This window comes from Kitasatospora purpeofusca, assembly GCF_034043715.1.
Taxonomy (GTDB): Bacteria; Actinomycetota; Actinomycetes; order Streptomycetales; family Streptomycetaceae; genus Kitasatospora; species Kitasatospora purpeofusca_A.
The window spans coordinates 57,491-83,127 of sequence record NZ_JAXCLC010000039.1; the positions used below are offsets into that span (position 1 = coordinate 57,491).

Annotated in this window: 22 protein-coding genes; 8 read left to right on the plus strand and 14 right to left on the minus strand. The window is 74.6% G+C overall.

The window, feature by feature from the left end; genetic code table 11:
• Nucleotides 1-24 precede the first annotated feature (24 nt).
• Nucleotides 25-762, minus strand: a complete 738-nt coding sequence (locus tag SM793_RS20815) for a hypothetical protein (RefSeq protein ID WP_320439737.1) — start codon at nucleotides 760-762, stop codon at nucleotides 25-27.
• Nucleotides 763-1,426: 664 nt separating this feature from the next.
• On the opposite strand from SM793_RS20815, the gene SM793_RS20820 reads away from it, so the two are divergent.
• Nucleotides 1,427-4,582, plus strand: a complete 3,156-nt coding sequence (locus tag SM793_RS20820; RefSeq protein ID WP_320439738.1) for a BTAD domain-containing putative transcriptional regulator — start codon at nucleotides 1,427-1,429, stop codon at nucleotides 4,580-4,582.
• Here the strand turns inward: SM793_RS20820 and SM793_RS20825 are convergent.
• Together SM793_RS20825 and SM793_RS20830 are read right to left on the minus strand one after the other, a co-directional pair.
• Entirely contained in the window at nucleotides 4,571-5,098 is a 528-nt protein-coding gene (locus SM793_RS20825) for a hypothetical protein (protein WP_320439739.1), read from the minus strand. The genes SM793_RS20820 and SM793_RS20825 overlap by 12 nt on opposite strands.
• A 93-nt stretch (nucleotides 5,099-5,191) precedes the next feature.
• Complete coding sequence (locus SM793_RS20830) at nucleotides 5,192-5,764, minus strand: DinB family protein (RefSeq protein WP_320439740.1); 573 nt, start codon at nucleotides 5,762-5,764, stop codon at nucleotides 5,192-5,194.
• A 280-nt stretch (nucleotides 5,765-6,044) separates the two neighbouring features.
• On the opposite strand from SM793_RS20830, the gene SM793_RS20835 reads away from it, so the two are divergent.
• A complete protein-coding gene (locus SM793_RS20835) occupies nucleotides 6,045-6,857 on the plus strand; it encodes a class I SAM-dependent methyltransferase (protein WP_320439741.1) in 813 nt (270 codons plus the stop codon).
• A 120-nt stretch (nucleotides 6,858-6,977) separates the two neighbouring features.
• Here SM793_RS20835 and SM793_RS20840 read toward each other — a convergent pair whose 3' ends face one another.
• The 3 genes from SM793_RS20840 to SM793_RS20850 all read right to left on the minus strand — a co-directional run bounded on the left by SM793_RS20840 (nucleotide 6,978) and on the right by SM793_RS20850 (nucleotide 10,599).
• A complete protein-coding gene (locus tag SM793_RS20840; protein WP_320439742.1) occupies nucleotides 6,978-8,984 on the minus strand; it encodes a flavin monoamine oxidase family protein in 2,007 nt (668 codons plus the stop codon).
• A 104-nt stretch (nucleotides 8,985-9,088) separates the two neighbouring features.
• Nucleotides 9,089-9,877, minus strand: a complete 789-nt coding sequence (locus tag SM793_RS20845) for an SDR family oxidoreductase (RefSeq protein WP_320439743.1) — start codon at nucleotides 9,875-9,877, stop codon at nucleotides 9,089-9,091.
• A gap of 290 nt (nucleotides 9,878-10,167) precedes the next feature.
• Nucleotides 10,168-10,599 (minus strand): hypothetical protein, encoded by a 432-nt coding sequence (locus tag SM793_RS20850; protein WP_320439744.1) that lies wholly within the window; start codon nucleotides 10,597-10,599, stop codon nucleotides 10,168-10,170.
• Between the two features lie 274 nt (nucleotides 10,600-10,873).
• Between SM793_RS20850 and SM793_RS20855 the strand changes: the two genes are divergently transcribed.
• Complete coding sequence (locus SM793_RS20855; RefSeq protein WP_320439745.1) at nucleotides 10,874-12,250, plus strand: condensation domain-containing protein; 1,377 nt, start codon at nucleotides 10,874-10,876, stop codon at nucleotides 12,248-12,250.
• 78 nt (nucleotides 12,251-12,328) lie between these two features.
• Here SM793_RS20855 and SM793_RS20860 read toward each other — a convergent pair whose 3' ends face one another.
• From SM793_RS20860 to SM793_RS20880, 5 genes are all read right to left on the minus strand, one after another.
• Nucleotides 12,329-13,867 carry a M1 family metallopeptidase gene (locus tag SM793_RS20860; RefSeq protein WP_320439746.1) on the minus strand — a complete coding sequence of 513 codons (1,539 nt, stop codon included), beginning with the start codon at nucleotides 13,865-13,867 and terminating at the stop codon, nucleotides 12,329-12,331.
• A gap of 185 nt (nucleotides 13,868-14,052) precedes the next feature.
• Nucleotides 14,053-14,925: a sulfurtransferase gene (locus tag SM793_RS20865; protein WP_320439747.1), complete on the minus strand. Its 873-nt coding sequence runs from the start codon at nucleotides 14,923-14,925 to the stop codon at nucleotides 14,053-14,055.
• Nucleotides 14,926-14,977: 52 nt separating this feature from the next.
• Complete coding sequence (locus tag SM793_RS20870) at nucleotides 14,978-16,054, minus strand: class I SAM-dependent methyltransferase (protein WP_320439748.1); 1,077 nt, start codon at nucleotides 16,052-16,054, stop codon at nucleotides 14,978-14,980.
• Between the two features lie 153 nt (nucleotides 16,055-16,207).
• Nucleotides 16,208-16,543 (minus strand): hypothetical protein, encoded by a 336-nt coding sequence (locus SM793_RS20875; RefSeq protein ID WP_320439749.1) that lies wholly within the window; start codon nucleotides 16,541-16,543, stop codon nucleotides 16,208-16,210.
• Nucleotides 16,544-16,705: 162 nt separating this feature from the next.
• Nucleotides 16,706-17,287, minus strand: a complete 582-nt coding sequence (locus SM793_RS20880; RefSeq protein ID WP_320439750.1) for a polysaccharide deacetylase family protein — start codon at nucleotides 17,285-17,287, stop codon at nucleotides 16,706-16,708.
• Nucleotides 17,288-17,850: 563 nt separating this feature from the next.
• Between SM793_RS20880 and SM793_RS20885 the strand changes: the two genes are divergently transcribed.
• Complete coding sequence (locus tag SM793_RS20885) at nucleotides 17,851-18,705, plus strand: SAM-dependent methyltransferase (protein ID WP_320439751.1); 855 nt, start codon at nucleotides 17,851-17,853, stop codon at nucleotides 18,703-18,705.
• Between the two features lie 105 nt (nucleotides 18,706-18,810).
• On the opposite strand, the gene SM793_RS20890 is transcribed toward SM793_RS20885, so the two are convergent.
• Nucleotides 18,811-19,680, minus strand: coding sequence for an Fpg/Nei family DNA glycosylase (locus tag SM793_RS20890; protein WP_320439752.1), 870 nt, complete (start codon nucleotides 19,678-19,680; stop codon nucleotides 18,811-18,813).
• A 167-nt stretch (nucleotides 19,681-19,847) separates the two neighbouring features.
• Between SM793_RS20890 and SM793_RS20895 the strand changes: the two genes are divergently transcribed.
• From SM793_RS20895 to SM793_RS20910, 4 genes are all read left to right on the plus strand, one after another.
• Entirely contained in the window at nucleotides 19,848-20,345 is a 498-nt protein-coding gene (locus SM793_RS20895; RefSeq protein ID WP_320439753.1) for an SRPBCC family protein, read from the plus strand.
• Nucleotides 20,346-20,432: 87 nt separating this feature from the next.
• Entirely contained in the window at nucleotides 20,433-21,098 is a 666-nt protein-coding gene (locus tag SM793_RS20900; protein WP_320439754.1) for a hypothetical protein, read from the plus strand.
• An 86-nt stretch (nucleotides 21,099-21,184) separates the two neighbouring features.
• Nucleotides 21,185-22,012, plus strand: a complete 828-nt coding sequence (locus tag SM793_RS20905; protein ID WP_320439755.1) for a thioredoxin domain-containing protein — start codon at nucleotides 21,185-21,187, stop codon at nucleotides 22,010-22,012.
• Nucleotides 22,009-22,686, plus strand: a complete 678-nt coding sequence (locus tag SM793_RS20910) for a vitamin K epoxide reductase family protein (protein WP_320439756.1) — start codon at nucleotides 22,009-22,011, stop codon at nucleotides 22,684-22,686. The genes SM793_RS20905 and SM793_RS20910 overlap by 4 nt, the downstream gene beginning before the upstream one ends.
• Nucleotides 22,687-23,314: 628 nt before the next feature.
• Here the strand turns inward: SM793_RS20910 and SM793_RS20915 are convergent.
• Nucleotides 23,315-24,472, minus strand: a complete 1,158-nt coding sequence (locus SM793_RS20915) for a sensor histidine kinase (protein WP_320439757.1) — start codon at nucleotides 24,470-24,472, stop codon at nucleotides 23,315-23,317.
• Nucleotides 24,469-25,233, minus strand: coding sequence for a response regulator transcription factor (locus tag SM793_RS20920; protein WP_320439758.1), 765 nt, complete (start codon nucleotides 25,231-25,233; stop codon nucleotides 24,469-24,471). The genes SM793_RS20915 and SM793_RS20920 overlap by 4 nt, the downstream gene beginning before the upstream one ends.
• Nucleotides 25,234-25,637: the final 404 nt, after the last annotated feature.

Here is a 25,637-nt window from a genome sequence, read left to right on the forward strand (position 1 = left end):
CGCGCCCCCGGCCGGGGAACCTCCCTACCGGCCGCTCCCCCAGCTCTTCCGAGCCTCGCTCCCCGCCACCGGCGCCGCCCGCTCGGCCTCCACCGCCCGCGCCTCGACGGCCCGGGCCTCCACCGCCCGGGCCGTCGGCGCGGGCCACACCGCCGGCGCCACCCGGCCCGTCGGCGGCATGCGCGTCCCCACCTGGACGGCGTCCGTCAGGGACCATCCGGCCTCGGCGGCCCGGACCCCCGGCTCCGCCCGCGCGGCCGCCGCCCCGGGCATCGCCGGTACGCCGGGCATCGCGGGCACCCCGGGCATGGCGGGCACCCCGGGTACCGCCCCGCCGACCGAGCCGGGGCCCGCACCGGAGCTGGTCCGCAGCCCGCCGCGGACGGCCGGGCCCACCGCCTCGGCGGCGGCCGGGGCCGCGCCCGGACGCTCGGCCACCGTCGCGGAGAGCCGCAGGACGAAGTTCCGCTCGGTCGGGTCGCCGTGCAGCCAGTCGCAGTCCTTGCTGCGCACGATCCGGCTGCGCAGACCGCCGGAGGTCTGCCACGGGTACGGCAGCACCCGGACGTTGGGCCGCCAGCCCACCCCGGGCACGCAGTGCTGCAGCTCCAGCTCCCACTCCTCGGCCTGCACGTCCAGCGAGGCCCCGGCCCTCCCCTCCAGCACCAACGTGCCGTAGGGGGTGCGCACCACCGCGCGCTGCTCGTAGTCGGCGTCCTTGTCGAGGACGGTGATCCGCAGCGGCCCGTTCATTCGCAGCATGGTGGCCCTTCCCGGCGGTCGAAGCTCTCGGAACCGCGACGGCCCCGCACTCTGATCGACGGGGCGCCCGGCGGCCCGGGTTCACCTCCTTCCGCTGACAGGTGAACCCCAGGTGGACGTCCGTCCGTTGAACCCGGGAGAAGGGTCGTGCGGGTTTCCGCGCCGGAGCCCCCCGGCCGGCCCGGGGGCCCCGTTCGGGGTTCCCGTTGGGGCAGCCCGGCCGGCCCGATCGCGCACACCTCCCGAACCGCCGGGCACGCGCTCCGCCCGGACGGTCCGCGCCACTGGGACCCCGCTCCCGGGCCGCCGCCCCCGGCCGTCGCCGAAGGGCCCGCCCGCACCGCCGCCCGCACCCTCCGCCGCGGCACCCGGCCCGCCCGACGGCCCGTTCGTCAGCACGCGGACGACAGTGCCTCACCGGCGGCGCGGCGGCGGACCCCGGAAGCGCGCCGGTCGGACGCGCCGCCCGCTTCCGACCGGCGGACGCCCCCGCGCACCCTCGCGAGGACCACGAACCGGCCGGCGTCAACCCCCCGGTCGGACAGATACCCACCATTCCCGAAATCGCACACCGAACGTCACAGAACGAACCTCCAGCGTGGCTAGACTGCGCCCCTCACAGGGATGGAAACCCTCGTCCACCCGCTCTCACCAGGGAGGATCCGTGTTCGTTCGGCTGCTGGGCCCGGTGGAACTGCGGACCGCCGACGGCCGGTCCGTCGAGCCCGCCGCCGCCAAGCGGCGCGCCACGCTGGCCCTGCTGGCGCTCGAACTCGGCCGTACCGTCCCGGTCGGACGGTTCTTCGAACTCCTGTGGGGGGACGCGCCGCCGGCCCGGGCCAGGGCCGCGCTGCAGGGCCACATCGCCGCGCTGCGCAAGCTGATCGCCGGCTCGGGCCTCGTCCTCTCCACCCGGCCGCCGGGCTACCGGCTGGACGGACCGGCGGACGCCGTGGACTCGCTGCTGTTCGAACGGCTGGTCGCCGACGCCGCCGCGCGGAACGCCCCGGACGGCGACGAGGCGGCGGCCGGGCTGCTGCGCCGGGCGCTCTCCCTGTGGCAGGGGCCCGCCGCGCTCGCCGACCTGCCCGAGACCGACCTGCGGGACGCGCTCGCCGACCGGCTGCGGAAGGACCGGACCCTCGCGCTGGAGGCCTGGGCCGACCGCCTGCTCCGGCTCGGGCTGGGCGCGGACGCCGTGGCCGAACTCGACCGCGCCGCGGAGGCCGATCCGTGGAACGAGGCGCTGGCCGCCCGGCTGGTGCTCTGTCTGCAGCAGTCCGGGCGCTCGTGGGACGCCCTGAACGCCTATCACCGCACCCGCCGCCGACTGGCCGCGGACCTTGGCGTGGGGCCGGGCAGTTCGCTGCGGTCGGCGGTGTCGGGGGTGCTGTCCGACGACCCGGCACGGCGCCCGGCAACGGGATCGGGAACGGGAACGGGAACGGCGCCGGGACCGGTCCGCCTGATCGGCCGGCCCCGGCCCGGCACCGCACCGGCCGACACCGCACCGGCCGCCGCCCCGGCCGTCCGACCGCCGACGGCGGTGCCGTTCGCGAGCTGCAAGTCGACCCCCCGCCCCTCCGGCGGCGGACGCGCGGCTGTCACCCGGCCCGCACTCACGCCCACGCCCGCACCCGCACCCGCACTCGCGCCAGCGCCCGCACCCACCGAGCCCACCACGCCCAGCCCACCCGCCGTACCCGGTCCCGGTCGACTCCCGCACCGGCCCGCCGACTCCGCCGCCACCCCCGACCAGCTCCCCCGCCCGGCCGCCGGTTTCGTCGGCCGGACCCCCGAACTCGACTGGCTCTCGGACCGCTTGCGCGGCTCGGACGAGGTCGGGGCGCCCGGCGCCGGCACGCTCGGCGTCCTGGTCGGCCCGGCCGGGACCGGCAAGACCGCCACCGCCCTCCGCTGGGCGCACGACGCGGCGGCCGCCTACCCGGACGGACGGCTCTTCGCCGACCTCAACGCCTTCGGACCGGGCCGCCGCGCCGAACCCGCCGCCGTCCTGGGCCGGTTCCTCCACGCCCTGGGCGTGGCGGAGTCCGAACTGCCCGAGGGCCGGCCGGCCCGCGCCGCGCTGTACCGCTCGCTCAGCCGCGACCGCCGCCTGCTGGTGGTGCTGGACGACGTCGCGGACGCCGGGGACCTCACCGACCTGCTGCCCGCCGGTCCGGGCTGCGCGACCGTGGTGACCAGCCGCAGCACCCTGGAGGACCTCGTGGTCACCGAGGGCGCCGCCCTGCTGCGCCTCGGCCCGCTTCCCGCCGAGGAGGCCGGGCGCCTGCTGGAGCACCTGCTCGGCCGCCCCCGGGTGGCCGCCGAACCGGAGGCCGCCGCCCGGCTCGCCGAGCTCTGCGGCCGGCTGCCGCTCGCCCTGCGGATCGTCGCCGCCCGGCTGGCCACCCACCCCGCCTGGGCGATCGCCGACCTGCTGCCCGAACTCGACGACGAGCGGACCAGGCTGCACGCCCTGGACACCCGGGGAAGCAGCAGCCTGCGCGCCGCGCTGGACCGGACCCTCCGCCACCTGACCGCTACGGCGGCCCACCTGCTGGCCCTGCTCGCCGTCCACCCCGGCCGGGAGACGGACGTCCCCGCCGCCGCCGCGCTGCTCGGCGCCGGCCCGGACGAGGCCCGGGACGCCCTGGCCGCCCTGGCCGCGCACCACCTGCTCACCGAGATCGCGCCCGGCCGCTACCGCCGCTGCGACCTGGTCCGGCTCTACGGGGCCGAACTCCTCGACGAGCGGCACGCGTCCGAGCACGCCACCGCCACCGCCGCACTGGCCGACCACTACCTGGCGACGGTGGCCCACGGCGCCGCCCTGCTCCAGCCCGCCCCGGGCGCCACCGGTCCCACGAGTCCCACCGGTCCCACCGGTGCTACCGCTTCCGCCGGTCTCACCGGTCTCATGGGCACCGGCTCCGGCGGCCGGCGCTCCGCCCGGCCCCACCTGCCCACCGTCCGCTCGATCCTGGACTGGTTCCAGGCCGAGGAACCCGCCGTCCGGGGCCTGGTCGCCGCCGCCTCGGGGACCGGCGACCACGACCGCGCGTGGCGGCTCGCCTACCGCGCCGACGGCCTCTACTACAGCGTCGGGCGCCGCGCGGACCGGCTGGCCTGCCTGCGGACCGGGCTCGACGCGGCCGGCCGCACCGGCGATCCGGCCGCGGTGGCCGCGATGGAGGCCGTGACGGCCCGCGCCCTGAGCGGCCGGGGCCGGACGGTGGAGGCGCACCGGCTGGCCCTCCGGGCGGTCGACCGCAGTTCCGGCACCGACGACGCCGTCCGGGTGCAGGCGCTCACCGTGCTGGCCGTGACCACGGCGGCCGGCGGCCGACCCGACGAGGCGGTCCGGCTGGGCGAGCGGGCGATCGCCCTGGCCGAGACGCACGGCCATGCCGAACACGCCCCCTACGCGCTCAGCAACACCGCCGGCCTGTACGGCCTGGCCGGCGATCCGACCCAGGCGCTGCGCCGCGCCCGGGAGGCCAGGGCCCTGCTCGCCGAACACCCGCTGGCCGTCTTCCACCTCTCCGCGATGATCAACGAGGCGCACGCCCTGCAACTGCTCGGCCGGTACGGCGACGCGGAGGAGGCCTGGCGGCAGACGGTGGAGCGCTGCCGGTTCGCCGGCGCCGTCCATCTGCACGCGGTGGCCGAACGCCACTTCGCCGACTTCCTGCTGGCGACCGGCCGCACCCCGGAGGCCGTCGGCACCCTGCGGGCGGCACGCGGGCTGTACGGACGGCTCGGTGACAGCGCGGTGGTCAGCGAACTGGACCGGCGGCTGGCGGTGTTAGCCGGCTGAGGCGCGTCCGGACTCCGGGTCCCCCACCCCGGACTCCCCCGGCAACCCCGGCAAGCCCGTCGACTCCGCTTCCACCGCTTCCACCGTCGACTCCGCCGACGCCGCCTCCCCCGCCAGCTCGGCCGTCAGCATCGCGACGCCGTCCTCGCCGAAGCGGTCCAGCAGCAGCGCCACCCACTCCACGGCCTCGGTCCGTTCCCGCGCCGTCCACGCCCCCGCCGACGGGTGCTCGTCCACCACCAGGGCCTCGGCGATCAGCCGCAGCCCCTCCGGCGCCGGCGGCGGCGGAGGGCCCGGGGCCGGTCCGGCCCCGGCCAGCCGCCGGGCGGCCGCGACCACCACCGCCCCGGCGGCCGGGGGCACCGCCCACCCGCCGTCGGCCGGTTCCCCGCCGCCGGGCCCGTCCTCGCCGGGCCGCTCCGCCGCGAGCCAACCCGCGACCAGCTCCCGGACTCCCGCCTCACCCACCGCTTCCGCCATGGCGGCCAGCTTGCCAGCACCGCGTCCCGAGGTCATCATTGTCACGGTGACGGATACGGCCCGCACCCCGCCGCGCGTTCACCGGCGTCCCCGACGCGCCCGACGGCCGCTCCCGGAGGCGGGGCGCGACTAGGCTCCGACCTCCCCGTCGATCGCCTCCCGCAGGAAGTCCGCGTGCCCGTTGTGCCGGGCGTACTCGTGGATCAGGTGCAGCATCACCAGCCGCAGCGAGACCTCCTGCTGCCAGCGCGCCTGGTACCCGGTGACGTCCAGCGACTCCGCCTCCCGCTCGATCCGCCGGGCGTGCTCCACCTCCGCCTCCCAGGCCGCGAAGGCTTCGGCCCGGTCCGCCCCGGCCGCGTCGTAGGCGACCTGGAAGTCGCCCTCGGCGGACCACACCAGCGGGATGTCCTCCCCGTCGATGACCCGCCGGAACCAGGTCCGCTCGACCTCCGCCATGTGGCGCACCAGCCCGAGCAGGGTCAGCGTCGACGGCGGGCTCGACCGCAGCCGCAGCTGCTCGTCCGTCAGCCCGGCACACTTCATCGCCAGCGTGGCCCGGTGGTAGTCCAGGAACGCCCGCAGCGTCTCGCGCTCGCCCCCGGTCAGCGGCGGGGCGATCCGCCCTTCCCCGGCAGCCGCAACCGCAGCCGCAGCCGCACTTGCAGCCGCACCCGTACCTGTACCTGTACCTGTCCCCATGACGCTCCCCGTCCCCGTCGGATCCGAAATAATCGATCGGCCCCAGTCTTCCAGGCCGCCCGCAGCACCCGCGCCGACCCCCACCCGTCCCTCCCGACCTGCTCCTCCCCTCCCGAAACCACTTCCTTCGGGTAGTTCCAGCACCGGCCGGTTTGGGTACGTACTGCGGCGCGCGCCCGCGGGAGGCCCGGCCCACCGGCCCTCCCCCGCCCGCACCGTCACCCCGGCCACCCGCCTTCACCCGGCCGTCGCCACGACACAAGAGGAGCCCGAGCGAGCCATGAGCCAGGACCGCATCCCAGGACCGGTACGCCAGACCTACGGCGCCGACGACCTCTCACAGGCCGCCTCCTTCGCGGGCGGATTCATCAACTTCGGCGACTGGAGCGGCATCCGCACCACCGCTCCGACGACCGAGGACCGCGTCCGCAGCCAGCAGAACCTCTACCGCCGGGTGCTGCGCGCCTTCCCCGGGCCCGCCGAGTCGCTGCGACTCGGCGAGGTGGGCTGCGGGCGAGGGCTGGGCGCGGCCCTCGCGCTCTGCGAGTTCCGCTTCGCCGCCGTCACCGGGGTCGACATCCACCCCGACCAGATCGAGCGCGCCCGCGCCGTCAACGCCAGGGCGCTGGCGACCTTCCCGGACCGGCTCGGCTACACCCTGGGCTCCGCCGACGACCTGCCCTTCGCGGACGCCTCCCTGGACGGCCTGTACTCGGTCGAGGCGGCCCAGCACTTCCGTGAGCTGACCGGCTTCGCCCACGAGGCGGCCCGGGTGCTGCGCCCCGGCGGCCGGCTGGTGGTGACCACCTTCTTCTCCGCCGAGGGGCCCGATGTCGCCGAGCGGCTGAGCATCCTGCTCGGCAGCTTCGCCAACGGCCTGGACGTCCCCCACCCGCTGGCCGGCTTCACGGCCGACCTCGGGGCGGCCGGCTTCGCCGAGGTCACCGCCGAGTCCATCGGCCCGGACGTCTGGCCCGGCCTCGACCGCTATCTCGAGGGCACCGTCCCGCCCGGCCACTGGACCCGCAACTTCCTCTCCACCTGGCGGGACGGCCTGCTCGACTACTACCTGCTCACCGCGATCCGCCGCTGAGCCGCCGCTGGTCCGCCGCCGACCCGGCGACCCGGCGACCCGGCGACCCGGCGAGCCCCTCCCCCTCGCCGCCCAGTAACCGAGCGATCCCCGCAGACCGCGGGGATCGCCCTGCCCCGGTCAGCCGGTGTGCACCAGCAGCGCACTCCGGACGGCCGACTCCAGCGCGCCCTCGACCCAGGCCGGCTTGGTCGAGGTGTGGTCCCCCGCGAAGTGCAGCGGGCCCTCGGAGCCGGGGATGTCGGGGAAGAGCTCGGTGTGCTGACCCGGCAGCAGCACCGAGGCCTCCCCGTAGGCGTAGTGGTCACGCATCCACGACTGCGTCCTGGCCTTCGTGGTGAAGAAGACCTCGCAGCGGCGGCCGAAGACGGCCTGCACCCCGGCCAGCGCCCGCAGGTACCGCTCCTCGTCGGCGTAGGCGTCCCACTTCAGCGCGTCGTCCGCCCAGCTGTAGGAGGCCAGCACCACGCCCCCGTCACTGCCCTCCAGCGGGTGGGCGTGCTCGAAGTAGACGAACCGGTTGGCGCTGTCGCTCACCGCGCCGCCGCCGCGCACATGGGCGGCCGGCGGGTCGCCGCCGACCGGGCGGAAGGCCGCGAAGCACTCCCGCAGCTCGCCGGGGACGCTCACCCCGAGCGCCTTCACCGAGTCGTGGGCCCCGAGGTACCGCCCGTCCGGCACCTTGCCCTGCCGGTACTTCTCGTAGAGGCCGGGCTCCACCGAGTCCAGCGCCGCCCGCCACTCCTCCTCGGTGAACTCCCACCAGCGCCGGGAGAACTCCAGCAGCACCTTGGTCGCGGCGTCGTAGTGGAGTTCGGTGACCGCCCGCCGCTTGCCGTAGCCCAGCGGCGGGTCGAAGGTCACGTGCCGCAGCCCGGCGAAGGGGACGGTGACGATCGCCTCGTCCCCCTCGAAGACCTCCGTCGCGCCGCCCTGGCCGCTCTGGCAGGCCTCGGAGACGGTGTGCACCCGGACCTTGCCGCCGTGCCGGTCGATCCGCACCGCGCGCCGGTCGAAGCGCACCTTCCCCTTCACCGCCGCGTACAGGGCGTCGACGAGCTTCGCCGTGCCGCCCTTGATCTCCCAGAACTTCGTCTTCGGGTCGATCAGCGCGGCGGACAGGAAGCTGTGCACGAAGGAGAGGTGGAGTCGCGAGGTCACGTTCTGCACGGTGCCGATCAAGTCGATCGTCCTGGCGCCGAGCCCGCCCTCCTCGGTGAGGTACCGGTACATCGACCAGTGCCCGTACCGCCGCAGCACGGTCTCCCAGCCCGCCACCAGCTCGGGGCCCTCCTTGCCCCGGACGAGCGCCAGCGCGCCTTCCAGCGCCTCGGCGTAGATGGCGGCGGCGGTCCTGGTGCGGTCGGGGCCGGTGACGCCGAAGGACTCGTTGACCGCCGAGGGGTCCCGCTCGTAGTCGGCCCGCCGGACGTGCAGCCCGTTGACGTGGATCCAGGTGCGGTTGGTCCGCTGGGAGGGGTTCTGCGGATCGACGTCCACCAGCAGGAACTCCTGCCTCGGCAGCCGGTACTTGTCGAGCAGCGCCATCACCAGCGGGTGGCTCTCGGGCAGCCGCATCGCCCCGGCCTCGGCGTACTGCAGGGGGTCGGCGAAGGGCTGGGCGCCGTTCTCGTGGCCGCCCTTGCGGAAGGTCTTGATCCGGCCGCCGACGCGGTTGCCGTTGGCCTCGATCACGACGACCTCGTGGCCCGCCCGGTTGAGCAGGTCGGCCGCGAGCAGCCCGGCCGGTCCCGCCCCGACCACCAGGACCCGCTTGGTCGCCCGGGCCCGCCCGGGCGGCAGGCCGTCCCGGACGATCCTCAGATAGGCCGGGACGAGCGGCCGGTCCTGGTCGTCGTAGACGGCGATGGCGCGGGCGACCGTCGTGTACGCCCGCTCGTCGGTGCCCGGCGGCACGGCGGCGGGCGGGTCGGCCGCGGGCGGGACGGTCGGCGGGGCGGCGGGGGCGAGCGCGGTGGCGGGAACGGCGGCGGCCGCGGTGAGGCCGGCGGCGAGCACCGACACGCCGGTCACCGCGACGACGGACCGCCGCGCCGGTCCGGGTACGACGCCGGTCGCGCTCGGGCGGGGAGTACCGCGGGAGATATCCAGGTCTTCAGTGGTCATGGCGCACCACTCTTGGCGCACGAACCGCCCGACGGAACCCGTATCACCCGGACGGTAGGTATCCGCCACCCGATCGCGTGGAACCGGGCGCCCCGCCTTGACGCTCAGGCCTGCCGGGTCGGCAGAGCGACCAGGTGACGGAGGTTCACATGGCGCGGGCGGGTGACGGTGAAGGCGATCAGCTCGGCGATGTCCTGGGCGGTCAGCGCGGGCATCGCGTCGAACATGCCGTCGAGCTGCTCGCGCAGCGCCGGGTTGTCGATGTGCCCGCCGAGTTCCGTCTCGGTGAGCCCCGGCTCGATCGCGGCGACCCGCACGTCCAGGGGCCCGAGTTCGGTGCGCAGCGCGGCGGACAGCTGGGTGAGCGCCGCCTTGGTGGCCCCGTAGACGGCGTAGTCGGGGAACAGGACGTGGGAGGCGATGGAGGAGACGTTGACCAGGTCGGCGGCGCGGCCCTCGGCGGCGGCCGCGACGAGGTCGGCGGAGAACGCGCGGACGATCCGCAGCGCGCCGGTCAGATTGGTGTCGATCATCCGGGTCCACTCGTCGATCCGCCCGTCCGCGAGCGGGTTGGGCAGCATCACCCCGGCGTTGTTGACCACCAGGTCGACCGGGCCCCAGGTGTCGTGCACGGTCCGGACGGCGGCGTCGACCGAGGACTGGTCGGTGACGTCGGCGGTGACGGCGAGGGCCCGGCCGCCGTCGGCGGTGATGGCGGCGGCGAGGGCGTCCAGCCGCTCGGCGCGGCGGGCCAGCAGGGCGACCCGGGCCCCGCCGGCGGCGAGCAGCCGGGCGGTGGCCTCGCCCATGCCGCTGGCGGCGCCGGTGACGACGGCGGTGCGGGCGGCGAGGGCGGGCTGCGAGGCGGGGGCGGGCTGCGTGGGGTGGTTCATGTTCTGCTCCGGTGCGGTTCGTTGGCGCCGACGGCCTGACGGCCTGACCTGAACCACTCTGGTCCCACCGCGGTGCGCCACCCAGGGCCCTGCTCCACCCGGGTCCACGCGTCCGGGGTGCGGTCGTCCTGGGTCCCGCCGACCCTGGGTCCGGCAAACCCTGGGTACGCCGCTACGCCTCTACGCCTCTCACGCCTCTACGGCACAAGGTGCCGGGGACCGGGGCCGGTCCCGCCGAAGTCGCCGCGGCCCCGGAAGGATCCGCGGGACCGGCCCCGGTCAGTGCTTCGTCAGCAGGTGACCGGCACGGTGAGGGTGGCGGTCGACGGCGGCCAGCCCCACTGGGTCACGTTGAACGTGGCCTGGACGCTGGAGCCGCACGGCGCGGTGCCGGAGACGTTGCCGACCGGGATGCCGCCGGCGGTGATGAGCACGTTGGGCGAGTCGCTGCCGATCAGGGCGCCGCCGACGACGCCGGCGGTCAGGTTGAAGGACACGTTCTGCGGGTTCCAGGCCACGCTGGCGGGGGTCGCGTAGCCGGAGAACACGACCTGGTTGCCGGTCACCGAGCCGCAGAGCCGCAGGTTGACGACGCCCGGGTACCCGTCGACGCAGGTCTTGCTGCTGGCGCCGGTGGTCTGCGCGGAGGCCTGGGTGGCCCCGGTGACGGCCAGCGCGGAGAGCGCGGCGCCGGTGGCGAGGAGCGCGGCGAATCGCTTCATCTCGGTACTTCTCCTTCGGACGAACGGAGGGTGGGTTCGTTCGCGAGGCCGACATCGCACGTGACATGTGCAATGTCACGCCTCACAAGAGGGATGCTGCCACGCCACCCCCGCGAATACCGGTCAGTAGCGCGGGCCCCGAAGATCCTTACCGGAATTGACCTTCATCTGGCGCGATTTCGCGGCCGTACCGCAGACTCTCCGGGACGGCTCCCACCGCACCCGCCCGCACCACCACCCCGCGTCCGCACCAGCGCATCGGAGAACCCCCACGGTGACCACGAGTCGACAACTGGAGATACCCCTCGCCGACGGCCGCTCCGGCAGCGGCCCCGCCACCTGGGGCCAGCGAGCCATCTGGGACGTCGTCAACCGCCTGGCGCCCGCCGACCGCCCCCGCTACAACATCGGCACCGCCACCCCGCTCGACCCCGGCCTGCCGCTCCCGGTGGTCCTGGACGCCCTCGGGCACCTGCTGCACCTGCACGACTCCCTGCACACCCGGCTGCTCCCCGAACCGGACGGCCCCGGACTGCGCCAGACCGTCGACCCGGCGGGCACCCTGACCGCCCTGGTCCGCGACCTCCCCGCCGGCACCGACCGGGCCGGACTCACCGCCGCCGGAGCCGCGCTGCACCGGGAACTGACGGACCGTCCCTTCGACTGCGCCACCGAGTGGCCGATCCGGGTCGGCCTGGTCGCGGCCGACGGCCTGGTGCGGCACATCTCGCTGGTGCTCTCCCACACCGCCGTGGACGGCACCGGGATGGGCCTGCTGGTCCGCGACCTCACCGCACTCGCCCTGGGCGCCGACCCGGCCGCGATCCGGGCCGGCCGGACCACCCGGCAGCCCCTGGAGGAGGCCGCGTTCCAGACCTCGGAGCGCGGCCGCAAACGCGACGCCAACGCCCGCGCGCACACCCTGCGCAAGCTGCGCGCCGCCCCGGAGCGGCTGTTCCCGCCCGCCCCGGCGGCCGGCCCCGCCGCACGGTTCCCGAACGCCGTCCTCAGCTCGCCCGCGCTGCTCCGCGCGGTCGACACGGTGGCCGCCGCCCACCGCGCCGGCTCCTCCGCCGTCCTGCTGGCGGCCACCGCCGCCATGACGGCCCGGCTGGCCGGCCGCCCGGACGCGGTGCTCCAGGTGGTGGTCAACAACCGCTTCCTGTCCGGCCTCACCGACGCGGTGAGCGTGATCGCCGGCGACGCCCTGCTCCATCTCCAGGACGCCGACGGCGAGTTCGGCGCGGCCGTACGCCGCACCCACGCCGCGTCGATCGCCGCCTACCGGCACGCCTACTACGACCGGCGCCTGCTGGACGCCGAGATCGAGCGCCTCACCGCCGACCGGGTGCCGCTCGCCGACCGCTCCTGCGTCTTCAACGACACCCGCGACCTGCTGCCCGGCGGTCTCACCGCCCCGGACCCGGCCGTCTCCGGCGCCGGGGCCGACGGGGGCACCACCCTGGACTGGCCGGTCGAGTTCGACCCGCGGCCCGGGCTCACCTACGCCCTGGACGCGCAGCGCACCCCGACCGCCCTGCAACTCGCCATGACGGCCGACCCCGCGGTACTCCCCCGGCCCGCGATGGAGCGCTTCCTGCGCGGCATCGAGGACCTGGTCCTCACCGAGGAACGCGCACTGCGCCGCTGAAAAGCCCGGAGGCCCGGCCGTCCGCCCGTGGGCGGCCGGCCGGGCCTCCGGCTCCCGCTCCGCGCGGGCGACGAGGCGTCAGCCCCGGTGCTCGTGCACCGCGTTGGTGTCCTGGATCTTCTGCCAGGACTTCGGCTGCGCCGGCGCCGCCGCGGACGCCCCCGGGGCGAGGCTCGCGGCGCCGGGCGCCGCCGCGAGCGCCGAGCCGGCCGCCGCGCCGGCCGAACCCGCCGCCGGCTTGCCGGGCGTGAACAGCCAGGTGTTGAACAGCCCGCCCAGCGGCTTGCCGGAGATCTTCTCCGCGTAGGCCTGGAACTGCGGGATGGTGGCGTTGCCGTACTTGCGCTCGGTCGGCCACCCCTTCAGGATCGCGAAGAACTTGTCGTCCCCGACCGTGTTGCGCAGCGCCTGGATGGCGATCGCGCCCCGGTCGTAGACGGCGCCGGCGAACTGGTGGTCCGGGCCGGGGTCGCCCGGCCGCACGGACCAGAACGCGTCGTCGGCCGGGTAGTAGCCGTAGACGTAGTCGGCCAGTTCCTGCGCGGTGCCCTCGTTCTCGTGCTCCGACCAGAGCCACTGCGCGTACCGGGCGAAGCCCTCGTTGAGCCAGATGTCGCTCCAGCGCTGCACCGAGACGCTGTCGCCGTACCACTGGTGGGCCAGCTCGTGCGCCACGACGGAGGTGTTGGCACCACGCGCGAACTGCGCCGGGCTGTAGAAGACCTGCCCCTGGGTCTCCAGCGCGTAGCCGGTCGGCACATTGGGCACGTAGCCGCCCACGGTGTCGAACGGGTACGGGCCGAACACCGTGCTCAGCCAGTCGGTCAGCTCGCCGGTCCGCTCGACGCTGGCCTGCGCCGCGCCGAGGTTGGCGCCGAGGTCCGGGCTGTACGCGGTGATGACCGGCAGTCCGCCCTCGGTGGTGTCCTTGCGGATGTCGAACTTCCCGATCGCCAGCGTGGCCAGATAGGTGGCCTGCGGCTTGTTCTGCCGGTAGTTGTAGCGGGTCCAGCCGGCCCGGGAGCTGGTGGTCTGGGTGCCGTTGCTGACCACCTGGGTGCCCTCCGGCACCAGCACCGAGACGTCGAAGGTGGCCTTGTCGGTCGGGTGGTCGTTGGCCGGGAACCACCAGGCGGCGCCCTCGGGCTCGTTGGCGGCCACCCCGCCGTCGGCGGTGCGCAGCCAGGCGGAGTACCCGCCGCGTTCGACCTCGCCCGGCTTGTCGGCGTAGCGGACGACCACGGTGAGCGGGCTGCCCTTGGCGACGGTGCGGGAGGGGGTGATCACCAGCTCCTGCTCGCCACTGGTGGTGAACTTGGCGGCCCGGCCGTTGACCAGTACCTCCTTCACGCTGAGCACGAAGTCGAGGTTGAAGCGGGTGAGGTCCTGGGTGGCGGTGGCCAGGACGGTGGTGGTGCCCTCCAGCTCGTCGGTGGTGGGCGTGTATTTGAGCCGGATGTCGTAGTGCGAGACGTCGTAGCCGCCGTTGCCGGCGTTCGGGTAGTAGGGATCGCCGATCCCCGCCGCGCCCGGGCCGGCCTGGGCGGCGGAGGCGGGGACGGACAGGAGCAGGGCGAGCGCGCCGGCAGCGGCAGAGACGATCAGCCTCTTGCGCACAGGGGTCCTCCACAGGGTCGCTGGGACAACGGGTCGGATCGATCCTTGTCCCAACGAACCCGTTCCTACGCCTGAATGATGAAATGTTCATGAGAAGAAACAGGCCGAAATGGCCGGGAGGCCCGGTCGTGACACGCCGTCACGGCAGTCCACAGCCGGCCCACAGCCGGCCTGCCGCCGAGCCGTCAGGCGCCCAGCGCCACCGGCGCCCGGACCAGCGAGCCGTACTCGGTCCACGACCCGTCGTAGTTCTTGACGTGCTCGAAGCCGAGCAGCTCGGTCAGCGCGAACCAGGTGTGCGCCGAGCGCTCCCCGATCCGGCAGTAGGCGATCACCTCCTGCTCCGGCTCGACGCCCCGTCCGCCGTACAGCTCGCGCAGTTCCCGGGCCGACCGGAACGTGCCGTCCTCCCTGGTCGCCTGCGACCAGGGGATGTTGACGGCGCCCGGGATGTGCCCCGGCACCTGGGCCTGCTCCTGCGGCAGGTGCGCCGGGGCCAGCGCCTCGCCCCGGAACTCGGCCGGCGAGCGGACGTCCACCAGCACCGCGTCCGAGCCCGGCTTCGCGAAGACCTCCGCCTTGGCCAGGACCTCGTCCCGCATCGCCCGCACCTCCGGGTGCTCGGGCCCGGTCAGCCGGTACGGGCTGTGCTGGTGGTCCATCACCTCGGCGGTCAGCTCCCGCCCCTCCAGCTCCCACTTCTTGCGCCCGCCGTCCAACAGCCGCACCGGGCCGAAGCCGCGCAGCCGCAGCAGCCAGTAGGCGTAGGCGGCGAACCAGTTGTTGTTGCCGCCGTACAGCACGACGGTGGTGTCCTCCTCGACCCCGGCCGCGCGCAGCAGGTGCTCGACGCCCGCGCGGTCCACGTAGTCGCGCCCGACCGGGCTGTGCAGATCGGTGGCCCAGTTCCAGCCGACCGCGCCGGGCAGGTGGCCGCGCTCGTACGCGCCGTTGTCCTCGTCCACCTCGACCACGCGGAGCGTGCCGTCGTCCAGGTGCCGGGCGAGCCACTCGGTGCCGACCAGTGCCTCGGGGTGTGCGTAGCCGTTGCCGGTCATCGCCGCCCTCCTTCGCTCGGGCCCTCCGGGCCCGTCTCGGCCGGGGCGGTCGCTACGCCGCGACCGCCAGCCGCGCCACGTAGTACTGGTTGAGCGGATCGCCGTCGATCCGCGACACGTCCACCGAGCCGAAGCCGGCCTCGGCGAGCATCCGGCGCGCGGTCTGCTCGCCCCAGACGGTGCCCAGCCCGGCGCCGCCCTCGCCGAGCGAGACCGTCATGCAGTAGAAGGTCGAGAAGGTGTACAGCGCCGGGGCGAGCGGATGGCCGATGTTCTCCTCCAGCAGGCTGCTGGCGGCGATGTCGCCCATCAGGAAGACACCCTCGGGCCGCAGCACCCCGGCGACGGCCCGCAGGGTGCGGTCGGGGCGGGCCAGGTCGTGGATGACGTCGAAGGCGGTCACCAGGTCGTACCCGCCGGTCAGGTCGGCCGAGTCGGCGAGCACGAAGCGGGTGTTGTCCAGGCCGTGCACGGCGGCCTCGGCCTTGGCCGCGCCGATGCCCTGCTCGGAGATGTCCACCCCGGTGAACCGGCTGGCCGGGAAGGCGCCGGCCAGGACGTTGACGGCGTGGCCCTGCCCGGTGCCGATGTCCACCGCGTCGATCCCGGCCCGCAGCCGCTCGGTCAGCCCGGGCACCAGCGGCACCACGGCGTCCACCAGTGCCAGGTCGTAGCCCGCCGCGCTCTCCTCGGCCTGGAGTTCCTGGAAGCGCGGGTAGGCCGAGTACGGCAGCCCGCCTCCCGTGCGGAACGCCTCGACGATCCGGTCCTCGACCTCGCCGAACAGGGCGAGGTACTGCATCATCCCGGCCAGGTTCTCCGGACCGCCGGCCCGGGTCAGCGAGGCGGCGTGCTCCGGTGGCAGCCGGTAGACGCGGCCCCGCGGCTCGTACTCGACGAAGCCGCCGACCACCATGGCGCCCAGCCACTCCCGGACGTAGCGGCCGTCCAGTCCGGCCGCGCCGGCCACTTCCTCGACCGTCGACGGCGCGAGGCCGGCCATGGCGTCGAAGAGGCCGGTCCGATGCCCGACGCTGGCCATGAATCCCAGGCAGGCGTCATTGAGCACCTGCAGTACGCGACCCGCGAACTCCTCCTGCTCCACCGGGTCCGGTTCCCGTTCGGACATCGTTCCTCCTGCGCCGTGTCGGGCCTGCGCGAACCCCTCCCCGGGCCACGCTACGCCGTTCGTGCGCGATCCCCCATCCGCGCCGGCCACCGCCCGGCCTCCTCGGCGAGCGCGGGCGGCCGGGGCGGCGGCGGGCCGCCGGAGCCGGCCGCCTCAGGAGAACAGCACCGAGCGGAAGCCCAGCGGCCGGCCGGCCGAGTCGCCCGGGTCCAGCACGCGGTAGCCGTCCCCGACGCAGCCGAAGTCCAGGAAGGCGACGGCGGCCGCGCTGGTGCGGTTGGCGGGCGCGTAGGCCGGGCTCCCCGCGGTGGCCCCCTGGACGTCGACGCACTCCTCGCCCCGGGGGTCGACCAGCTCGCCACGGCGTTCGGAGTCGCCGTCCCGGTACGTGTAGCGGAACACGCCGTCGGCGGCGTTGGCGGAGACCGGGACGGCGAGGACAAGCGCGATCGCGCTGGTGGCGGCGACCAGGGTGTTGCGGAGACGCATGACGGGGGACCTTTCGGGCGGTACTCGACGGCACCGGGGGAATAGAGCGATATCACCCTAGAGGCCCAAAAAATGGGGAAACGATTCTGCTAATCCACTCTTTCGGGTGGTTTACCCACTATTCGCGCGACCTTTTCGGTTTCGGGCCCACTTGTCCACGGCTCAGCCGGGCGGGGCCGTGAAGTGGTACCCGGAGTCGATCAGCACCGGCAGGTACGCCTTGAGTGCCGCCACCGTCTGCGAACGGTCCCCGCCGCCGTCGTGGTTGAGCACGATCGCGCCGGGGCGGACGTCCTTGAGGATCCGGTCGGTGATCACGCCCGTCCCGGGGCGGGCCCAGTCCCGGGGGTCGACCGACCAGGCCATGGGGCGCATGCCCAGCTCCGCGCTCACCGCCAGGGAGGCCGGGGACCAGTCGCCGCCGGGCGCCCGGAACCAGCTGGGCGCCTTCCCGGTGGTCCGGTGCAGCAGCTCCGAGGTGCGCTCCAGCTCCTCGCGGACCTTGGCCTCCGAGAGGTGGCGCAGGTCGGGGTGGGTCCAGGTGTGGTTGGCGATGTGGTGGCCCCGGGCGGCGATCTCCCGGACCAGGCCGGGGTGCTCGACGGCGTTCTCGCCGATCAGGAAGAAGGTGGCCCGGATGCCGTGCTGCTCCAGCAGGGCCAGCACGGTCGGGGTGTGCCGGGGGTCGGGTCCGTCGTCGATGGTGAGCGCCACCACCCGCCGGTCGGCGTCGAGCTCGTACACCGGGCGGCTCTCGGCCGCCGTGAGCGCCCGCGCGGGCGCCGCCCCGGCCGGAGGCTCGGACGGGGACGCGGACGGGGACACTGCGGACGGGGACGCCGCTGAGGGCGAAGGGGTGGAGGCGGGCGCGGCGGCGGACGGAGCCGCGGTCGGCCCGTCGGCCGGTGCGGCGGACGGTACGGCGGTCGGAGCCGGGGACGGCCCGTCGGCGGGCGGCGTCCCGGGGAGCGGGTCCGGGAGCGGGTCCGGGCCCGACGAACGGGCCGCGGCGGCGGCCTTCGCCACCTCCTCGGCCCGGCCGCACCCGGCGACCCCGAGCAGCGACATTCCCGCCGCGACCAGCAGTAATCTTCGCGAAGTAATCTGACGATCAGACAGCATGACGAATGTGTCCCCCGTTCATCGGCCTGTCTCCCGGCGGCTACCCCGACGGGTTCGATCACCACCCCAACGGCCCAAGGCGCACCCCGTACGCCGACTGTTCGCCCACCCCGTGACCGGATCCCCGCCGGGCCCGCTAATCTGACCTCTCCCAGTGTGATGATCTGTCTTAAAAGGACGTGGCCATGACGACGAGTCAGGACTTCGCCGACCGGTCCGAGAACGATGCCGCCGAACTCAGCCAGTGGGAGAAGTACGGGGTGGACACCAGCACCCCGCACTCCGCCCGCGTCTACGACTACTGGCTGGGCGGGAAGACCAACTTCCCGCCCGACCGCGCGATGGGCCAGGCCATCGAGCAGGCCGTGCCCACCATGAAGGCGCAGGCCAAGGAGAACCGCGGCTTCCAGAAGCGCGCCGTGCGGCACCTCGCCGAGCGCTACGGCATCCGCCAGTTCCTCGACCTCGGCACCGGCATCCCCACCTCGCCGAACACCCACGAGATCGCCGAGTCGGTCAGCGCCGGCACCCGGGTCGTCTACGTGGACAACGACCCGATCGTGCTGGCCCACGCCCGCGCGCTGATGGTCTCCACCCCGGCCAGCCGCACCACCTACATCCACGCCGACCTGGGCAAGCCCGCCGAGCTGCTGGCCGACCCGGCCCTCAACACGACGCTGGACCTCACCCAGCCGGTCGGCATGCTGATGATCGCCGTGCTGATGCTGATCGCCGACGAGGACGACCCGTGGGGCAAGGTCGCCGCGCTGCGCGACGCGCTCCCCTCCGGCAGCTACATCGCGCTCACCCACCCCACCCAGGACTTCAACGAGGCCGCCGTCGCCCAGGTGACCGCCTCCGCCCGCGCCGCCGGGATGACCCTGGTGCCGCGCGGCAAGGAGGAGGTCACCCGGTTCTTCGACGGCTGGGAGCTGATCGAGCCCGGCGTCACCCCGGTGATGGCCTGGCACCCGGACGGCGAGCAGCCGGCCGACCCGTACGCGGCGTACTACTGGGGCGGCCTCGCCCGCAAGCCGTAGCCCGTCCACGGCCTCCCCGGCGTCCGCCGGCCTCACGTCCCGCCGGCCTCTCGTCCCGCCGACCCCGCCTCCCGCCGTGGAGCGGGGCCGGCGGACGGCGCCCCGCTACTTCAGCAGCCGGGAGAGCCGCCGGTCCGCGAGCGGCTTCCCCCCGGTCTGGCAGGTCGGGCAGTACTGCAGCGAGGAGTCCGCGAACGACACCTCCCGCACGGTGTCCCCGCAGACCGGGCAGGGCTGCCCGGTCCGCCCGTGCACCCGCAGGCCCAGCTTCTTCTCCGCCTTGAGCTCCCCCGCCGCCAGTCCGCGCGAACGCTCCACCGCCTCGCGCAGGGTCGTGCCGAGCGCCTCGAACAGCCGCGCCGTCTCCTCCTCCGACAGATCGGCCGCCAGCTTGTACGGGGACATCCGCGCCACGTGCAGCACCTCGTCCGAGTAGGCGTTGCCCACCCCGGCCAGCACGCTCTGGTCCCGCAGCACGCCCTTGATCCGGCGGCGCTCACCGCCCAGCAGCGCCCGGAAGCGCGCCAGGTCGAAGTCCGGGTCGAACGGGTCCGGGCCGAGCCGGGCCACCCCCGGGACCTCCTCGACGTCGTGCACCACGTACACCGCGAGCCCCTTCTTGGTGCCCGCCTCGGTGAGGTCGAAGCCGTCCCCCTCCGGGCCCTCCAGCCGCACCCGGAGCGCCAGCGGACTGCGCCCGCCCGGCTTCGGCGGCTCCGTCGGCAGGTGCTCCCGCCAGCGCAGCCAGCCCGCCCTGGCCAGGTGGACCACCAGGTGCAGCCCGTCCGCCCCGACGTCCAGGAACTTCCCGTGCCGGACCACCGCGCCGACCGTCCGCCCGGCCAGCGCCGTCACCGGCGGGTCGTAGGTCTTGAGCGCGCTGATCGCCACCGGCCGGACCTCGGCGATCACCCGCCCGGTCAGCCGTGCGGACAGGAAGGCGGTCAGGGCCTCGACCTCGGGCAGCTCCGGCATGTGCCCAGTCTCGCCCGACCGCCCGCACACCGCCCGCCGGCCGCCGGCTCCGTCCTCCGCTCTCCCCCCCACCCCGGGCCGCCCCGGGCCGCCCTTTGCCCCGGGCCGCCCCGCGGCGCAGGCTGGAAGGGCGGCCCGCGCGTCAACCCGAGGAGGTCCGGCCGGCCATGAGCACGCTGGAGGAACAGATCGACATCGACGCCCCCGTCCTGGCGGCCTGGGAGCAGCTGCACCGCGTCCACGAGTACCCGCGTTTCGTCGACGGCGTCCGCACCGCCCAGCCGCACGGCCGCAACCTGGCCCATCTCGGGGTGGAGATCGCCGGCGCCGAACGGGACGTCGAGACGGAGATCACCGACCGGGGCCGGGGCCGGGTGATGGCCTGGCGCACCCTGGGCGGACCGCCGCTGCACGGCGCCTTCGCGCTGCGCCCGCTCGACGCCGCGCACACCCGGGTACAGGTCCGGGTCGAGTACGACCCGGGGGCGGTCCGGGAGGCGTTCGGCGGGCCCGGCGGCTTCGCGCTGGCCGGGGCGATCGAACGGACCGTCCGGACCGACCTGGAGGCGTTCCGGGACTTGGTCGAGGCCCGGGTCGCAACCGCCGCGACACCGGCCGAGCCGGTCGTCGAGGCACCCGGCACGGTCACTGTAAACGGCATATAAGCCCAGTTCAGGGCCGGTGGTGAGGATCTTCACAGCGGGCCCGGGAGCCAGTCGTTCGGCTTTCAACCTGTGGCACACTCGGGACTCATGAACTGTGCCCGGGACACCAGGACGCTGCGCGCGGCGGTCTTCGCCGCGCTGCTCGTGCTGCTCGCCGGGCTCGGCCAGGTGCTGGTCACCGGCCGCCCGCTGCCGCTCGGCACGCTGGCGGTGGCCGGGGCCGCCGTCTTCGCGGCGGCCTTCGCCCTGTCCGGCCGCGAGCGCGGCTACCGGGTCGTCGCGGCGGTCTTCCTGCCGCTGGAACTGGGCCTGAGTGCCCTGTTCGACCTCGCCCAGTCGACCTGCCCCTCGCTGCCGCCCGGCACCGCCCGCGGCCTCGAACCGCTGCTGTGCGGCGGCGGCTCGCTCGGCGGCCTCCTGCTCGGCCACGGCCTCTCCCGGCCGGTCGGGCTCGCCCTGCTGCTGCTCCTGCACACCGCGCTCGCGCTGGCCGCCGCGTACTGGCTGCGCAGCGCCGACGCCGCGCTGTCCGGGCTGGCCCGCTCGGCGCGGATCCTCGGCGACTTCGCCCGGCGCTTCCCCGCCGCGGCCGGCCACTGGCTGACGCTGCTGACCGCACCGCTGCCGGCCCGTCCGGTGGCGCGGGTGCCGTTCCCCCGGGCCAGCCGGGTGCTGGTCCCCGCCGAGCCCGTCCGGCTCCGGCCCGCCGTCCGGCGCGGCCCGCCCGCGCGGCCGTCGGCGCCCGCCCGCTGAGCGGACCCTCCGGTCCCCCGGTCCCCGGCCGGCCGTGCGCCCCCGCGCCCGCACGCCCCGCCACGAGCACCAGGACGACCTCCACCATGAGCACCTCCCCCAAGAAGAGCACCACCGCCGGCGACCGGAAGGCCGCCCGCCGGGCCGCCACCGAGCGAATGCGCCAGGAGCGCGAGCAGGCCGAGCGCTCGGCCCGGATCCGCCGCCGGGCGGTGGTCGGCACCGCCTCCGCCGTCCTGCTCGCCCTCGCGGCGGGCGTCGCCTTCGCCGTCGGCGGCTCGACCGGCTCCGGCTCCGGCTCCGGTTCCGCCGACACCGCGGGCCCGCTGGTCGTGCCGGCGAACGCGAGCGGCGCGGACGGCACCGTGGTCACCTACGGCAAGGCGGACGCCCCGCACACGCTGGAGGTCTACGAGGACTTCCGCTGCCCGTTCTGCGAGCAGTTGGAGACCACCACCGGCCCGACCGTCCAGCAGCTCGCCGACGCGGGCAGCTACAAGATCGAGTACCACCTGGCGACCTTCCTCGACCAGGGCCTCGGCGGGAAGGGCTCGCGCACCGCGCTGGCCGCCGCCGGCGCGGCGCTGAACGAGGGCGTCGACAAGTTCAAGCAGTTCCACGACGTGCTCTACGCCAACCAGCCGGAGGAGCGCGACGACGCCTTCGCCGACGTCAACCACCTGCTCGACCTGGCCGACAAGGTGCCGGGCCTCAAGACCGACGGCTTCGTCAAGGCGGTCCGCGAGGGCACCTACCTGCCCTGGGCCGGCCAGGTGAACAAGGCCTTCGACCGGAGCGGCGTCACCGGCACCCCGACCGTCCGGCTGGACGGCAGGAAGCTGGACGTGTTCGCCGGCGGCAAGCCCGCCTCGCCCGAGCAGTTCACCACGATGGTCAAGCAGGTGACCGGATGACGGCGCCCTCCCCCTCCCCCTCCCCCTCCCCCGCCACCCCCTCCCCCGCCACCCCCGTCCCCGCCCCCGCCGGCACCCGGCCCGGGTACGGCGCGGGCCGCCCGTTCGCCCTGCTGCTGGTGATCGGCGGCGCGCTGGGGCTGTTCGCCTCGGCGGTCCTCACCCTGGACAAGATCCGGCTGCTGAAGGACCCGTCCTACGTCCCGAACTGCAACATCAATCCGATCATCAGCTGCGGCTCGATCATGCGCAGCGACCAGGCCGAGGCGTTCGGGTTCCCCAACTCGCTGCTCGGCCTGGCCGGCTTCGCCGTGGTGATCGCGATCGGCGCCGGACTACTGGCCGGCGCCACCTACCGGCGCTGGTTCTGGCTGGGCCTCCAGGCCGGAACGGTCTTCGGCATCGGCTTCGTGACCTGGCTGATGTACCAGGCGCTGTACCGGATCGGCGCGCTCTGCCCGTACTGCATGGTGGTCTGGGCCACGATGGTCCCGCTGTTCTGGTACACCACCCTGCACAACCTGCGCTCCGGCGCCGTCCCGGTCCCCCGCGCCCTGCGACCGGCCGTCCGCGAGGCGGCCCGCTACCACTGGGTCGTCCCGGCCCTCTGGTACGCGGTGATCGCCCTGCTGATCCTGAACCGCTTCTGGTACTACTGGCGGACGCTTCTGTGAACCGCGCTGACCTGCGCAAACATCGCTGAATCAACCCGGCGGGGCATTTTCGGGGCACATTGGCCCCGCCGGGCTTACACAGCCGTCAGATCCCCGCCCAGAGCGGGCACATCAGCCGCCGTGATGTGCGCAGGCGGAGCACAGACGGGCGATCGTCGCGGCGTTCAGCGGCGCCTCGGAGGCCACCGCTCCGTCCGCGCGAAGCCGGGGGCATCGCAGGTGTGCGTGCAGCTTGGAGGCTCTGCCCTTCGCCGCGAAGACAGGGAGGAGATGGCCGTCGAACGGGCCGAGCGGAACGTCAACGGTCAGCACAGAGTCGCGCCCGTAACTCCCCTATCAGTCTCGACCGGTGAGCATATCCGGCAGCACGGACACCGGCCCCGCGAGCGCGCGTTCCGGGCGAACTGCACCACAACGGAGCGCGTCCGTGGTACCCCGGCACGCTCGCTCCGAAGAGAAGCCAATCCAGCGTCGCGCGTCGTCCGGCTCCTGCTCCTCGTCGCCGTGAGATCGACGGGCTCGGTAGGCCGCAGAGCGGCGACCGCCTTCGACCTCCTGCTACTCCTCAATCCCATCGGGATCGGGAGCAGCCGCTGCGGGCCGACCGGGATGAGACTCATGGACGGATCTACGCTCTGCCCGGCCGGACGGGTTCTGATGGCGCGGCTTCGGGTGGTGTCAGTGGGAACGCGGCGTGCAGGTGGTATCCGCCGTCAGGGGTGGGGTGGCTGGTGAGGGTGCCACCGGTGAGCTGGGCGCGTTCTCGCAGGCCGATGAGGCCGTGCCCGCCGGTTGGCAGGCCGGGGAACGGGGCTGCCGGGTCCGGGGCCGTGTTGCGGACGTCCACCTGCAGATGCCGGTCCGTGTCGTGGAGCCGGAGGGTGACGCGGGCTCCGGGGGCGTGCTTGCGGACGTTGGTAAGGGCTTCCTGCACGGTCCGGTACATGGCGCGCTGCACCGCGGGAGGCCACAGTCGGGACCCTGCCGGGTCGAGGGGGATGTCGAGGGTGAAGTCGACGTCCAGGCCGCTGTCGGCGACGAGACGGGGAAGATCGGCGAGGACGGGCTGAGCTGAGTGGGTGTCGAGGGTGCCGCCGCTGGCGCGCAGAACCCCGACCATCTGGCGCAGTTCGTCCAGGGTGCGGGCGGCCAGGACGCGCAGGTCGCGGGCGGTCTCCCGTACGTCCGGGTCGGTGGTGGTGACCTGGAGGGCGGCGGTGCGGACGCTGATCAGGCTGACCTGGTGAGCGACGGTGTCGTGGATCTCGCGGGCGAGCCGGGCGCGTTCGGCCGCGACGGCCTGCCGGGCCAGGAGCGCGTTCTCGCGCTCTCGGGCGAGGCCGAGGTCGGCGATGCGGGCAGTGAGTTCGGTTCTGGTGCGGGCGAGCGTTCCCAGTGCGATCGGGGCGGCGATCAAGGTCGCGAGGCCGATGAGGCCCATCGGGTTCACCGGCCGGTCGCCGGCCAGGTACACCGCGTCCGGCGACATCTGCCAGGCAAGGACGAACAGCGCGGCGCATCCGGTGAGGGTGCGGCGCCGGGTGCTGCTCAGCGCCACCGTGTACAGCGCGAACATGGCGGGGAAGTATCCACTCGCCGCGAGAGCGGGCAGCGTGGCCAGGAACACGGTCCGCGGGAAGCGGCGTCGCAGCAGGAGGATCGCGGCGGTTGCGAACCCCAGGGGCACCCGCCAGTGGGGCATCGGCCCTGCCGCGGAGAGGCGCTCCACCGCAGCCAGGGCCACCGGGGGTATCAACCACAGGCCGGCGGGTACTCGCCACGTCATGACTCGACACCGTCACCCGGGCGGCTGCCCGCGTCGGTGGCTGCCGCTGCGGCGGCGTGAGGTGGGTGTGGGTCTGCGGTGGAGCGGGTGCGCAGGAGCCCGGCGCGTTCCGCCAGGACGGCGGCCTGGACGCGGCTGCGCAGGCCGAGTTTGGTGAGCAGGACGCTGATGTGGTCCTTCGCGGTGCTGGGCGCGAGGTCCATGCGGCGGACGATCTGATTGTTGGTCAGCCCGTGGCCGACCAGTGCGAGGGCCTGGCGTTCGCGTTCGGTGAGGGCCGAGACGTGTGCCGCGGTCTCCTTTGCCGCGTCGGCGTGGGCGAGGTAGCCGTCGATGACGGTCTTCGTGACGCCGGGGGCGAGGGAGTGCTCTCCTGCCGCCAGGACCTTGACCTCCCGGGCCAGTTGCTCGGGATCGGTGTCCTTGAGGAGGTATCCGGCCGCGCCCAGGCGTAGAGCGGTGCGGACGTATTCGTCGGAGCCGAAGGCGGTGAGCATCGCGACGACTGGCGGAGCGGGGAGTTCCTGTATCTGGCGCAGGACGGTCAGGCCGTCGGGGTGGGGCATCTGGATGTCCAACAGGACGAGATCGGGATGCTGCTCCAGCACGGTTGCGAGGGCGGTTCCGCCGTCGGATATGGCGGTGACCTCGATGCCGGGGTGGGCGGAGAGGATCGTCCGCAGGCTGGTGCGCATCAGTTGCTCGTCGTCGACGATGACCACCCGCACGGGGCGGCCCTGGGCCGGTTCCGCCCTGTTCACGAGTCGGCCCTTCACTTGGGGTTGCTGGGTGCTCGCTCACTGTAGACGGGGCCGAGTAGTGGATGGCGACCTGTTCCCGAGCGCGGCGCGAAAGGAGGGAAGACCGTCCGGTCGGCGGGGTGTCCGCCGTTCGGGCCCCCTCCGGTCGGCGGGGGTGCGGTGCCCGGGGTGCGGGGTGTTCACGGGGCGGCTCGGGTAGCAAGATCAACGGCGGGGCCGACGGGCACCAGGCGAGGGGCGCAGCGAGGTCGGCCCGCTTTTGCCGGTGCCCGCGCCACCGCCGCCCTTCCCGGGACACCGGGCCGGGTGGCTGGCAGGGGAGCGTCTTCGCACGGGGGTGGAGGCCCTGTCGGCACATCGTGCCCCGACAGCAAGACCGGTGCTCGGAGGGTTGCACCCCACCC

Coding starts and splice junctions, on each gene's coding strand:
- SM793_RS20815 (WP_320439737.1), bottom strand. CDS start 762: ATGCTGCGAATGAACGGGCCGCTGCGGATCACCGTCCTCGACAAGGAC.
- SM793_RS20875 (WP_320439749.1), bottom strand. CDS start 16,543: ATGCGTCTCCGCAACACCCTGGTCGCCGCCACCAGCGCGATCGCGCTT.
- SM793_RS20905 (WP_320439755.1), top strand. CDS start 21,185: ATGAGCACCTCCCCCAAGAAGAGCACCACCGCCGGCGACCGGAAGGCC.
- SM793_RS20830 (WP_320439740.1), bottom strand. CDS start 5,764: ATGGGGACAGGTACAGGTACAGGTACGGGTGCGGCTGCAAGTGCGGCT.
- SM793_RS20865 (WP_320439747.1), bottom strand. CDS start 14,925: ATGACCGGCAACGGCTACGCACACCCCGAGGCACTGGTCGGCACCGAG.
- SM793_RS20910 (WP_320439756.1), top strand. CDS start 22,009: ATGACGGCGCCCTCCCCCTCCCCCTCCCCCTCCCCCGCCACCCCCTCC.
- SM793_RS20870 (WP_320439748.1), bottom strand. CDS start 16,054: ATGTCCGAACGGGAACCGGACCCGGTGGAGCAGGAGGAGTTCGCGGGT.
- SM793_RS20835 (WP_320439741.1), top strand. CDS start 6,045: ATGAGCCAGGACCGCATCCCAGGACCGGTACGCCAGACCTACGGCGCC.
- SM793_RS20840 (WP_320439742.1), bottom strand. CDS start 8,984: ATGACCACTGAAGACCTGGATATCTCCCGCGGTACTCCCCGCCCGAGC.
- SM793_RS20900 (WP_320439754.1), top strand. CDS start 20,433: ATGAACTGTGCCCGGGACACCAGGACGCTGCGCGCGGCGGTCTTCGCC.
- SM793_RS20845 (WP_320439743.1), bottom strand. CDS start 9,877: ATGAACCACCCCACGCAGCCCGCCCCCGCCTCGCAGCCCGCCCTCGCC.
- SM793_RS20895 (WP_320439753.1), top strand. CDS start 19,848: ATGAGCACGCTGGAGGAACAGATCGACATCGACGCCCCCGTCCTGGCG.
- SM793_RS20850 (WP_320439744.1), bottom strand. CDS start 10,599: ATGAAGCGATTCGCCGCGCTCCTCGCCACCGGCGCCGCGCTCTCCGCG.
- SM793_RS20915 (WP_320439757.1), bottom strand. CDS start 24,472: ATGACGTGGCGAGTACCCGCCGGCCTGTGGTTGATACCCCCGGTGGCC.
- SM793_RS20885 (WP_320439751.1), top strand. CDS start 17,851: ATGACGACGAGTCAGGACTTCGCCGACCGGTCCGAGAACGATGCCGCC.
- SM793_RS20825 (WP_320439739.1), bottom strand. CDS start 5,098: ATGACCTCGGGACGCGGTGCTGGCAAGCTGGCCGCCATGGCGGAAGCG.
- SM793_RS20890 (WP_320439752.1), bottom strand. CDS start 19,680: ATGCCGGAGCTGCCCGAGGTCGAGGCCCTGACCGCCTTCCTGTCCGCA.